General features: G+C 47.2%; 11 protein-coding genes. 6 read left to right on the forward strand and 5 right to left on the reverse strand.

All coding sequences use genetic code 11. The annotated features are described in order from the left end of the window. Positions 1-72: 72 nt before the first annotated feature. On the reverse strand, positions 73-684 hold the full coding sequence (locus tag IM638_14880; GenBank protein MCA6364320.1) for a hypothetical protein: 612 nt from the start codon (positions 682-684) through the stop codon (positions 73-75). Between the two features lie 64 nt (positions 685-748). Further along, on the reverse strand, positions 749-1609 hold the full coding sequence (locus tag IM638_14885) for a sigma-70 family RNA polymerase sigma factor (GenBank protein ID MCA6364321.1): 861 nt from the start codon (positions 1607-1609) through the stop codon (positions 749-751). A 234-nt stretch (positions 1610-1843) separates the two neighbouring features. Here IM638_14885 and alaS point away from each other — a divergent pair, with 234 nt between their 5' ends. Next, complete coding sequence (gene alaS / locus IM638_14890; GenBank protein MCA6364322.1) at positions 1844-4561, forward strand: alanine--tRNA ligase; 2718 nt, start codon at positions 1844-1846, stop codon at positions 4559-4561. A 572-nt stretch (positions 4562-5133) separates the two neighbouring features. Further along, the gene (locus tag IM638_14895; GenBank protein MCA6364323.1) at positions 5134-5625 is read left to right on the forward strand and encodes a hypothetical protein; all 492 of its coding nucleotides are present in this window, start codon (positions 5134-5136) and stop codon (positions 5623-5625) included. 25 nt (positions 5626-5650) lie between these two features. Here IM638_14895 and IM638_14900 read toward each other — a convergent pair whose 3' ends face one another. The 3 genes from IM638_14900 to IM638_14910 are packed head-to-tail and all read right to left on the reverse strand — an operon-like array spanning position 5651 to position 7506. Further along, a complete protein-coding gene (locus IM638_14900) occupies positions 5651-6469 on the reverse strand; it encodes a TPM domain-containing protein (GenBank protein ID MCA6364324.1) in 819 nt (272 codons plus the stop codon). Next, a complete protein-coding gene (locus IM638_14905; GenBank protein ID MCA6364325.1) occupies positions 6466-6903 on the reverse strand; it encodes a TPM domain-containing protein in 438 nt (145 codons plus the stop codon). Before IM638_14905 ends, IM638_14900 begins: the two co-directional genes overlap by 4 nt. A 3-nt stretch (positions 6904-6906) precedes the next feature. Then, a complete protein-coding gene (locus IM638_14910) occupies positions 6907-7506 on the reverse strand; it encodes a LemA family protein (protein MCA6364326.1) in 600 nt (199 codons plus the stop codon). A 374-nt stretch (positions 7507-7880) separates the two neighbouring features. Here IM638_14910 and IM638_14915 point away from each other — a divergent pair, with 374 nt between their 5' ends. The 4 genes from IM638_14915 (at position 7881) to IM638_14930 (ending at position 12582) form a co-directional block, all read left to right on the forward strand. Continuing rightward, positions 7881-9065 (forward strand): T9SS type A sorting domain-containing protein, encoded by a 1185-nt coding sequence (locus tag IM638_14915; protein ID MCA6364327.1) that lies wholly within the window; start codon positions 7881-7883, stop codon positions 9063-9065. Positions 9066-9233: 168 nt separating this feature from the next. Continuing rightward, positions 9234-10634: a hypothetical protein gene (locus IM638_14920; protein ID MCA6364328.1), complete on the forward strand. Its 1401-nt coding sequence runs from the start codon at positions 9234-9236 to the stop codon at positions 10632-10634. A gap of 62 nt (positions 10635-10696) precedes the next feature. Continuing rightward, positions 10697-11626 carry a ketopantoate reductase family protein gene (locus IM638_14925; protein MCA6364329.1) on the forward strand — a complete coding sequence of 310 codons (930 nt, stop codon included), beginning with the start codon at positions 10697-10699 and terminating at the stop codon, positions 11624-11626. 38 nt (positions 11627-11664) lie between these two features. Next, a complete protein-coding gene (locus IM638_14930; GenBank protein ID MCA6364330.1) occupies positions 11665-12582 on the forward strand; it encodes an alpha/beta hydrolase in 918 nt (305 codons plus the stop codon). The last annotated feature ends 196 nt before the right edge of the window (positions 12583-12778 follow it).

Consider the following 12778-nt stretch of genomic DNA (forward strand, 5'->3'; position numbering starts at 1 on the left):
CACACATCACATCACACATCATAATCAATCATCACACACACATCAAAACAAGCTTTGGAAGATTTACACCACTCAATTCCCGATCATCACCCCATAAGCCTCCGGAATTTCCACACCCCGAAATCCGTTCGACAACGCAAACAATAAATAAAACGCAAACAAAATCCCCGCACTCACAATAACCACCATCTGCCCGCGCGGTGAAACACCCAACACCTCACGTTTCATCTTCTTCCCATGCACCGCCGCAATATGCCCGAAAAACGCTATTACCGCTAACAAATAATACGGCACAAAAAACAGGTTAAACGGAAACGTTACCAATCCGGCCACCCCAAAATAATAGTTCGTATCAAGCCCCAGCACAAAGCGCCCGGCCATTACCGCTCCCACATGAAACAAAAAGAATACAGCCAGATACAAACCGCTCCACACCTGCAGCCTGTCTGAAAATCCGGCCGCCGTTTTACGCAGCTTTTTAACTAATTTCAACCCGGTTACCACCTGCACCAGCACCGCCGCCAGCAGCAGCGTTTCTACAAACACATTCCTGTACACCATGCGCAGTGTGTGCATAAGTTCAATATGCGCCTCTGCACCAAAAATGCTCCACGCATGGTTAAACAGGTGCAGTCCGGTAAATACAGAAATAAGAATTCCCGAAATGTAATGCAGCTTTTTCATCAGTTAAACGTTTATACCAATGACTGCCGCCGGAGCGTTTTGTGACAAGCCGCATCAAAAAAAATTACCCACGCACCTTCAGCTTATCCGGATTCCGCAAAAACAGCAGCTCTGAAATGCCTTCCTCATCATACAACAGCGTAATGGCGGCATCAATTTCACCGCTGGAGTTGTCAATTAGCAACGCGGCGGGCATACCGTTGAAAAAAGCCGGCTCGTAACGCAGTTCGGTTTGCTGTTGCGCATTGTGCTGCTGTATGCCAAACAAAAACTTCAGCACTTTTTCCAGTCCGGCCACCGGTTTCAGTGCGGCCCAGCGTTTGCCGCCACCATCGCTGTACACCACAATATCCTGTTTAAGAATGCCTTCCAGTGCTTCGCGGTTCTGGTGGTGCAGCGCAAACAAAAACGCTTCGGTAAGTGCTTTCAGCTTTTCAGGATCGGCCGGGGTGGTTACACTTCTGCGCAGTTTTTCGCGGCTGCGGTGCAGCAGCTGGCGGCAGTTTTCGGGCTTCTGGCCGGTGAGTTCGGCTATCGTTTCATATTCTTCGCCGAAGCTTTCGCGCAAAATAAATACGGCACGTTCAAGCGGATTAAGCCGCTCAAGCAAAAAAAGCAGTCCGTACTCAATATCCGGCAACCCGGCATCGGGCGTGCTGCTTATGTAAGGTTCGGGCAGCCACGGGCCGGTGTAAAGTTCGCGTTCGGCTTTCAGCCGGCTCAGCCTGTCAATGCTGGCGTTCACGGTCATCCGTGCCAGATAGGCTTTTACATTTTCCACTGCCGCATTATCGCGTTGCAGCCATTGCGCAAACACATCCTGCACAATATCTTCTGCCTCCGCAGTTTCACCCGTCATCTGATAGGCAATTTTACACAGGTAAGGGCGCAGCGCAGAAATGCTGTTTTCAGATAATGTATCCACAGCGCAAATGTAAAAATCAGGAGCGAACCGTAGGGTGCAATAAAAAACCGTCCGGCTCCCGTCTTACGCTCCAATGCAGCATTCCCTCTCAAAAGCATGCTGCCCTGCTGCATTTCCGCTACAGCCGGGGCTATTCATTCAACCCGTCAGACGCAATAAAAAACCATAAAAATCGCCACAATTTCCTAAATTTGCACCGCTTAAAATACCGCCTGCAAAGGCATCCAACCTATGATGAACGCCGCCGAAATACGCCGCACTTTTCTCGAATTCTTCCGCTCAAAAGGTCACGAAATTGTGCCCTCTGCGCCTATGGTCGTTAAAGACGACCCCACGCTCATGTTCAACAATTCGGGCATGGCGCCGTTCAAAGACTGGTTTCTGGGCAACACGCCCGCCAAATGGCCCCGCGTGGCCGATACGCAGAAATGCCTCCGCGTATCAGGCAAACACAACGACCTGGAAGAAGTGGGCGTGGACACCTACCACCACACCATGTTCGAAATGCTCGGCAACTGGAGCTTTGGCGATTACTTCAAAAAAGAAGCACTTGCCTGGAGCTGGGAACTGCTTACCGAAGTCTATAAACTGCCCAAAGACCGCCTCTACGTAACCGTGTTTGAAGGCAGTGCCGATGATAACCTCGGTTTCGACCAGGATGCATACGATGTGTGGCGGCAGTTTCTGCCCGAAGACCGCATTCTGCGCGGCAATAAAAAAGACAACTTCTGGGAAATGGGCGATACCGGCCCCTGCGGCCCATGCTCCGAAATTCATTTCGACAGCCGCCCCGACAGCGAACGCGAAAAAGTACCCGGCCACACCCTTGTGAATGCCGATCATCCGCAGGTTATCGAAATCTGGAACAATGTGTTCATGGAATTCAACCGCCGCTGGAAACAAAACGGCGGTGCGGCCGAACTTACCGCGTTTGAACGCACATTCAAAGGCAGCGAGGCTGATAAGAAAAAAGCCGCCGCAAAAAAACATTCCGAACTCACCGTGCTCGAAGCGCTGCCGGCCCGCCACGTGGACACCGGCATGGGCTTTGAACGTTTGGTGCGTGTAATCCAACAGAAATCGTCGAACTACGATACCGATGTGTTTCAGCCGCTCATCAGCATGATCGGTGTAATGACCAACAACAAATACACCGGCACCGACAGCAAGCAGGACATTGCCTTCCGCGTGCTGGCCGATCATATCCGAACCATTTCCTTTGCCATTGCCGACGGGCAGCTGCCTTCCAACACCGGTGCGGGTTATGTAATACGCCGCATTCTGCGCCGCGCCGTGCGTTACTACTATTCCTTCCTCAACCAGAAAGAACCGCTGCTTTGCAACATTGTACCCACGCTGGCTACCGAAATGGGCGAGTTCTTCCCCGAACTCCGCGACCAGCGTGCATTAATTATGGCGGTAATTGAGGAAGAAGAAAAAGCATTTCTGCGCACACTCGCCGGCGGCATTGTGCGTTTTGAAGAATACGTAAAAAAGAATCCCGGCAAAACAATCGACGGTGCTTTCGCGTTCGAACTTTACGACACTTTTGGTTTCCCGATCGACCTTACCAACCTGCTTGCCCGCGAAAACAACGTGGCTGTTGATATGGATGGTTTTGAAACCAACCTGCAGGCGCAGAAAGAACGCTCACGCGCGGCTACCGCCATCGACACCGACGAGTGGGTGGAACTCATTAAAGAAGCCCAGCCCAAATTCATCGGCTACACCGATCTTACTTCCGAAACGCGCATTGTACGCTACCGCCGCATCAAGGCCAAGGGCAAAGAGTCGTATCAGCTGGTGCTCGAAACCACGCCGTTTTACGCTGAAAGCGGCGGACAGGTGGGCGACACCGGCTGGCTCGAATCGGCCAATGAGCGGGTGCGCATTATGGACACCAAAAAGGAAAACGGCGTAACCGTACACTTTGCCGAACGCCTGCCCGAAGATGTGAGCCGCACCTTTACGGCCACGATTGACAGTGCCGTGCGTAAGGCCACCGAAAACAACCACAGTGCCACACACCTGCTGCACGCCGCGCTGCGCAGCGTACTGGGCACACACGTAGAGCAGAAAGGTTCGCTGGTAAACGGCGAATACCTGCGCTTCGACTTTTCGCATTTCAGCAAAGTGAGCGAAGAAGAAATTGCCGCCATCGAAAAAATGGTGAACGAAAAAGTGCGCCAGAACATTGCCGCCGATATCCGCGAAATGGCTATCGACGAAGCAAAGGCGCAAGGAGCAATGGCGCTCTTTGGCGAAAAATACGGCGACCTTGTGCGTGTGGTGACGTTCGACAAAAACTACTCCATTGAACTTTGCGGCGGCACACACGTACCGGCTACCGGGCAAATCGGGTTGTTCAAAATAACCAGCGAAGCGGCTGTAGCTGCCGGTGTGCGACGTATTGAAGCGATTACGGCAACCTCTGCTGAAAACTTTATGAACGAGCAGCTTCGTCTCGTGCGCGAAGCCCGCGAAATTTTGAAAAACCCGAAAGACCTGCTCAAAAGCATTCAGTCGCTCATTGATGAGAAGAAGGCTTTAGAGCAGGAAGTGGAAAAAATGCAGCGCGCCAAAGCACAGCTGCTCAAAGGCGAACTCCTTGCCAAAGCCGAAAGCATAAACGGCATTACCTTCATTGCCGCGCAGGTTGAACTCAACAGCGCCGATGCAATAAAGGATCTGGCCTACGAAATACGCACGCAGGTGGGCGACAATCTTTTCCTCGTGCTCGGTGCCGAGGTAAACAGCAAAGCCTCGCTCACCCTCATGCTTTCCGACAATCTGGTAAAAGACAAAGGCATGAATGCCGGCCAGATCATCCGCGACCTTGCCAAAGAAATTCAGGGCGGCGGCGGCGGGCAGCCTTTCTTCGCTACTTCCGGCGGAGCCAATGTAGCCGGCATTCCGGCGGCGTTGAGTAAAGCGAAAACGGTGTTGGGTTAATCTATTTTTTGTGGTAATTCTTGCGCGGGTGCATTTGAACAGCACACAGGCAGAAAAATAAAAAACTCGTAAACCCCTCGCAGGTCTTCGGAGACCTGCGAGGGGTATCAGCCAGATTATTTTTCTGCCTGTGTGCGGAATTACTGTTGAAACTCAGCGCCTGCTTAAATCGGTTGTTGTAAATAATAACAAGGCAAACGAACAGATAAACGAAACAGCTTGGATGACACGCTGGGACAATTTTATACCGACATTGTTTCACACCTTCAAGTATTGTAAATTACTTCCATGAAAAAAATATACTCCTTTTAATCGTTGCTGTATTTTTCTCTGCTTTCTCGTATTCGCAGATACAGGTTTTAAAAGATTTTGACTTCAATAGCGGAAGCTATTACCTGCTGGGGACTTACAGCGAAAGTGATAAAAACGGTCTTCAGGATACATTAGGTGAATTTTATACCGACAGCATTCCCTTGTTAAACCAGTTTAAACAGGAATGGATTTTCAGTACACCCGGAGAAAAATATTCCTGCGGCTATCATTACCGGATATATATCTGCAAAAATAAAGCAGTGTTAAAGACAATTTGGATAAATCTTAACTGCAATGAATTGGTTTGCGATGGAAGATACTTTTATTTCAACTCTGATAAACTCCGGATTTTTAAAGGCAAACTAAAAAAATTAAAAACAGTTTACGAAGACTTCAAGACTATTGAAGAAGCCCGCCACAAACGAAAAGAAATTCTTAACCACCCTAAACTGATTTGTACCCCATATAAACCGTGGATAGATTATGAAGGAGAATTTTGGTTTACCTATACTTACCCAAATCCTAAAACAGATTACCTGCTCGGTGCGAAAGTATTTCTTGATAAGCTCACTGTCGAATTAAAAAATAGCTATCCCAATGAGACATTTATTCTGGACGATATGGGTGGTTCACTCACTGAAAAATTTGTGCACGTATATTGTAATAAATCACTTTCAGAAAAATTTTCGCTTTACCCGCGGGAAGAATGGAGTGATTTAAAGCCTGACCTTATCAGTTACTGGATTCCCTGAAATTAATACGCCGCAAAACAGGCCTCTACCACTTCCCCCCCGAGCCGCCGCCGCCAAATCCACCTCCTCCAAATCCCCCGAATCCACCACCACCGCCGCCCCAGCTTCCACCGCCGCCCCAACTGCCGCCGCCGCCCCAGCCGCCGCCAAAGCCACCAAAGCCGCCAAAACCACGTCCGCCAAACGTACTTCCACCGCCACCGCCGCCTTTGATCACATAAATAAAAACCACCACTACCACAAAAAGAATAATCAATGCGGTATAGCGGCGCGATTTCTTTTTGGGTTTCACGGCAGCATCTGCATCGTCAAATGCATCGCGGGCCATTTTCATTAGTGCATCCGTGGCCTCGTCGAGTGCACCGTAGAAATCGCCATTGGCAAAACGCGGAATGAGAATATCGTTTACAACGTGGCTGTTGCGGGTGGCGTTAATTTTTGCGTGTAGTCCTTCACCTACGGCTACAAACACATCGCGCTGACCTTTGCCACCGGTAGGTTTCACGAGAATCACCACACCATTGTCGAAGCCTTTGGTGCCCACGCCCCATTTTTCGCCGATGTAGGTGGCATATTCCCACGCGGCATAACCGGCCAGATCATCCACAATAACAATGGTGATCTGATTGGATGTTTCGTTATTGAACCTGAGCAGTTTTTCTTCCAGCGCCGCTGTTTCGCTCGCTGAAAGAAAATCGGGAAACGCTTTGGAAAGGTTGTTTACCAGTCGCGGCGGATCAGGCGCATCGGGAATGCCCTTGTAGCGGTCGGTTTGCGCCCAAAGGCTCAGCTGGCCGAATAAAAATCCGATCAGAAGAAGGAGTTTATACAGCCGGTTGCTCATCCGAAACTTATTTCATTGGTAAGCTCATTCGGATTATCCGAATTGCCGGGGAAATGCGAGGCCAGCTGCAATCCGCAATGCTCTACTGCCGTAGTTAATCCTTGCGCAAAACGTTTGGCACGAAAATCCTGACGCAACTGCTCCACAATCTGATCCCAGAAACCAGCAGGCACCACCTGATTAATGCCGCTGTCGCCAATAATGGCTATTTTATGCGAACGCACTGCCACGTAAATCAGCACACCGGTATGCGCCTGCGTGTGTTGCATACCCAGCTTACGAAACACACGCCGGGCACGCCATTGCGGACCAAACCAGCACCAGTTTTCGAGGTGGATGCGAATTTCACCACTCGTGCGCGATTCAGCACGGGTAATGGCTTCTACCAGTTGCGCCTGCTCGGCTTCATGCAAAAGATCGTGTGCGGCCGACATGGATTATTTGGTTTCAAAATCAACCTTCGGGGCTTTCTCCGCTCCGGCATCGCTTTCGAAATAAGGCATGGTCTGGAAACCAAAAATGCCCGCCCAGATATTGCCCGGAAACTTCTGCACACGGGTATTGAACGTCCCGGTAATTTCGTTGTAATCCGTACGTGATTTCTTAATCATGTTTTCCGTTTCCGAAATCTCGGCGCGGAGTTCGGTAAATCCGGCATTGGTTTTCAGGTCAGGATATTGCTCCACCACCACCATCAAACGGGCCAGCGCCGAAGATACATTGCCCTGCGCTTCCTGAAACTGCTTCATTGAAGCGTCATCCAGCTTTTCGGGGTTGATGGTTACTTTTGTTGCGTTGGCGCGGGCATTAATTACAGCTTCCAGCGTAGAACGCTCAAAATCAGCCTGCCCTTTTACCGTGGCTACCAGATTGGGAATTTTATCCAGACGCAGCTGATAAGCCGCTTCCACGTTCTGCCAGGTTTTGCGAACCTGCTCGCGCGATTCAACCAGACCGTTGTACGTGCTGCAGCCATTCATACCGAAAATAGCCAGAAGAAGAACGGTTGCAATCAGAATAATTGTTCCTTTACTCATTGCTTGTGTTTTTATTAGTGTAGTCGTTTGAGATGTAAAGATATTGTATCGCTGCATTAAAACAGGTAAATATCCGGTTAATTCGAGCGGGAGTAATTAACCGCCACCATAAATTTCACCACACTGATAAATGAACTCAACATATTGAAACAGATAGCTCCGGTTATCATCAACTCATTTGCTACCCGGAAAAGATCGTGCAATACAACTACGCCGTAAAGCAGCTAAAAACAATAAATGTAGTTATTGAATTTCAGGCCGGTTGCCAAATTATTGTATTTAGTACACAAGAATAAACTACACAAACAGGCTATTTAAAATATTAATTTGTATATTGATTTTCCCAATCAACTAATACAATTCTTCGTCAAACTATGTATCGATTACTCTTTTTACTGTTTCTTGCTCTTTCGCAACCCTTAGCCGCCCAGTGGACAAACCTTAATTCAGGCACTACAAACTGGCTGCGCGATGTGGATTTTATTTCGGCCGACACGGGTTTTGTGGCCGGCTATTCAGGTACAATTCTGAAAACTACAGACGGAGGCTCCAGCTGGACATCCTTATCCTCAAACACAACCAATAATCTTTTCGGTGTGTGCTTCATTTCATCGTCAACGGGTTGGGTATGCGGAAGCAACGGAACTATTTTAAAAACCACCAATGGCGGGCAAACATGGGTTTCGCAAACTTCGCCGCAATTAAGTACACTGCATGAATTGTTTTTTGTGGATTCACTCAACGGGTATATTGCCGGTGAAACTGGCACATGCCTGAAAACCACAAACGGCGGCGCTACATGGACAATTCTGAGTATTGCAACGGGCAATGGAAAAGTATCCGTATTCTTTAACAACATTGACACCGGCTACATTGCCGGCATCGGAACATTTGATGCTGTGATGAAAACAACCAATGCAGGAACAAACTGGTCGAACATCTTTTACAACTATTTTGAGGAAATAAGCTCAATATACTTTACCGATGTGAATAACGGATTTGCCGTAAGCAGCGTAAACAATCTGGTATATAAAACCACAAACGGCGGCCTGACCTGGACAAACCAAACACCTTCGGGTAATGGGGGTTTGTATGCTGTAACCTTTCCCACACCGTCAAGCGGCTATATTGTGGGTGGTTTTCCCGGCAACGGCAAAATTCTTAACACGAACAATGCCGGTAATACCTGGTCTGCCCAAACGTCTCCATCAACCGAGCCATTATTCGGTGTAAGTTTTGCTGACAGCCTCACAGGCTATGCGGTGGGAAGAAACGGAACAATTATTAAAACCACCAATGGCGGCGGTGTGGGCATGAACAACGATCAATTGGCCTCGGCATGGAGCTTACAGCCCAATCCGGCTTCAACAATAATTCAGATACAAAGCGAGTACGCAATTTCTGAAGTAAATATTCTCGATGTGAGCGGGAAAACAATTATGCAAAACAGTTTCAACGCATCAATACTGGATATCAGCAATATTGCCGCTGGCGTGTATATCGTTGAAATTGTAACCGAAAAAGGGGTATCGCGCAAAAAAATTATTAAACAGGGATAACCATGTTCTGACATCCGCATGACTGGTCAACTTCCTGTGCACGGATGATTATTCGTAGTGAATTAACAGCATCAGATTTCAGAAATAATACTGCTATTGGAAAGCACCAGCGAAAGAAAAATGTAAATTGGCACAACCCAAACAAGTTGATTAACCATCCGCCCCGGCATGAGCGGAGACCGAACCAAAAGCCCGAAAGTGCAGTTACTCAAAAAAATATACGATCATCTTTGCCGCAAAGCGTCTATCTACTTTTTTGCATTTCTGATTATCTTCACGTTCGATCGAGGCAACAGGTTTAAGGCTTTACCTGTTAATACAGACTTCGGTCAGTTCGAGTCGGATGTGGCCGAATACTACCTCTATCTGCCCGTATTCTTTTACGGCACTCCCGAAGAAATCACGGCTAATTTTAAAGCAAACAAGCGTACTCTGGGCATGGCCATCATGTACACACCGGCTTTTCTTGTTGGCGATTTCATTGCCCGGCAAACCGGAGAAAAACTGAATGGCTACTCACCTCCGTATCAAAAAGCATTGCGCTGGGGAAGTATCATTATTGTGGCTGCCGGGCTTTGGTTTACCCGAAAAAGCCTGCGCATGTTTTTCAGCGAGCCGGTGGTGATGCTGACCTTGTTTGCAATTTTCTTTGGCTCAAATCTCTTCTATTACACCTATGGAACCGGCGAAATGCCACATAGTTATGAATTCTTCCTCTATGCGGTCTTTGTATATCTCTCCTTGCGTTTAATCCTTCATCACCAAAACCGTAATTTGCTTTGGCTGGGTATTATCGGTGGAATGATCGTACTCATCCGGCCTACGGATTTTGTGATTTTGCTTTTTCCATTTTTATTCAAAATCAGCACCTGGACCGACTTCACATCAAGAATTAAGCTACTGACAAGCCGGCGGTTGCTGCTTCTTGGCTCAATCCTTCTTTTTGCAATTCCGCTGATACTGCAAATGATGATTTGGAAAAAGTATATCGACAGCTACGTTTACTACAGCTACGGCAAGGAGCATTTCTTTTTCAACGATCCGCAAATAGCTAATTTCCTGTTCAGCTACCGCAAAGGCTGGCTGCTTTACACGCCCATCATGCTTTTCGCATTAACAGGAATTCTGCTTGCATGGAAACGACTGGTTGAGTTCAGATACTTCCTGATCATTTTCATGGTGCTTAATATCTACATCTTAAGCAGTTGGTGGGACTGGGGATTCGGCGGTTCATTCGGATGCCGGGCATTAATTGAAACGTATGCTGTGCTGGCTTTTTCAATGGCCGTATTTATCAACTGGTGCTTTACGCTCTTTTCCAAAAAGCTTGTACTTAAACTGGCCTTTCGAAGCGTGGTGCTTGTTTTACTTTACCTGTTAATCGAACTGAATCTTCTGCAAACCAAACAATATAAATACCTGATTATTCACTGGGGCGGTATGAATGAAAAAGCCTACAAGCATGTTTTCCTGAGAGAGAGACTTGAAAAAGGAGAACTCGAATACTACCACAACTACATTGTGAAAGAACCAGACCTGGAAAAAATGATAAGAGGGAAACGGGATTAAGTAGTGCTTCAATCAAATCACTGTACTTACTACAAAATAGTTTATAGCAAACTAAATCTGGTATGCCTCATCTTAAAATTGCAATTGTAGGGATAGGAGGTGTGGGGGGATATTTTGGCGGATTACTAGCCCGGAAATATTACGGAAGCACACAAATTGAAATCTGTTTTCTTGCACGTGGCGCTCATCTGCAAGCCATACAGCAAAACGGACTCTGTGTAATTAAGGGAGACACTTCGTTTACCGCATTTCCTGCTATAGCCACCCACAATGCTGCCGATATTGTGAATGCAAACATGGTGGTTATCTGCACAAAAAGCTACGATCTGGAAAGCGTAATCGAACAGATAAAACCCTGCGTAAATAACGACACACTAATTTTGCCCTTGCTCAACGGAGTTAGCAGCGTAGAAAAGATAAAGCAGCATTTTCCTGAAAACACAGTACTTAAAGGCTGTGTATATATCGTATCGCGGCTTAAGCAGCCCGGAATAATTGAAAATTCGGGCAACATACAAAAACTGTTTTTCGAGCTAGCCGACGGACGCAGTGAAGCGTTAATGCAGTATGAAGCTGTGTTCCGGGAAGCTGGTATAGAAGCAAACTGCACTTCAGATATTTCTTCCGTAGTGTGGGAAAAGTTTGTCTTCCTTTCGCCCATTGCCACCATTACCTCCTGCTACAACAAATGTATCGGCGAGATACTGGCTGCCCCCGAAACAGAAGCAAGGCTTCATTTATTAATTAACGAAATTATCGGGCTGGCAAAAGCCAAAGGCATTCCTTTTGACGAAAAAACCGGAGAAAAAACCTTTGGCAAAATCCGTTCACTTCCATTTGAATCCACCACTTCCATGCATACCGATTTCGTAAAGCATAAAACAAAGACAGAAATCGAAACATTAACCAACTATGTAATTGAAGAAGGCAAAAAGCATAATATACCCACACCAACCTATTTACAGATGTATGAGCAATTGATACGCCTTTAAGCAAATCCCAAACGTAATTCCCCTAAACTGCAAAATACATGAATAAATTTATCGGGCTACTGACGTTTGTAATTCTCAGCACCGGCTTATATGCTCAACAATCAGAAAAGATTTATCTCAATAAAGCCGACTCCACACGTAATTGTTACACAGCAATTACGCCACCCAAACAGCCGTGGAAAGGATTGCTGGTGCTGCTGCCCGGTTTTGGCGAAGATGCAGAAAGAGTGATGCAGCAAACCAATTTGCCCAAAACAGCCGCACGCAACGGCTTGCTTACTGTTATTCCCACCTTGCAGGACGGCCCGCTTTCGTTTACTACCGACAGCATCAGCCAGCTTACATTGCAAACTATAATTGATCATGTGCACAGCAAGTACAAGATTGCAGGTCTTCCGTTTTACATCGGAGGCTATTCAATGGGTGGCTCGGCGGCAATTATGTATGCTGAAAATGCCAGTAAAAAGCCTGCTGCTGTATTTGCCCTTGATCCGCCACTCGACTTTGAACATTTTTACAATGCGGCTGTACGCGATATTCGCATTTCAGTAAACCGGGCACCTCATTCAGAAAGTCAATACATGATAGACCGGCTTAAAGCAATTACCGGCGGCACACCTGCCGATACGTTAAGTGCTTACCGGAAAATATCGCCTTACTCGTTTACCGATACAACCCAAACTGCAATCAAAAAATTAGTTCACGTACCGGTTCGTATATACGCAGAGGCTGATGTGCGCTGGTGGCTTGATGAGCGTGGCTTCGACCTCACCAATACAAACATTACCGAATGCTCGGCCATGATAAACGAATTGCAGCGGCTGGGTAATACCAAAGCCGAATTGGTGGTAACGGTCAATAAAGGCTACCGTAAACCCGGAAACATCCGCCATCCGCACTCATGGAGTATTGCGGATAGCAATGAGCTTGTGAAATGGTTGCTTACGCACAACTAAAAAAGCCCGGAACGTAACACGAAGAAGATGGCTTTACATTCCGGGCCTGGCATTTAGAGGCTGTTTAAATTTTGTTTTTGAGATTTGTTATGAGTGGATTTTTTCTCAGACAAGGCGCTTTTCGCAGGCGATACTTAGAGCGTATCGACAAGAAATGCAACGCAGGATGGGGAAAAATTCACCATAACAAAGCCGA

The sequence above is a fragment of the Bacteroidota bacterium genome (assembly GCA_020402865.1).
Taxonomy (GTDB): Bacteria; Bacteroidota; Bacteroidia; order Palsa-965; family Palsa-965.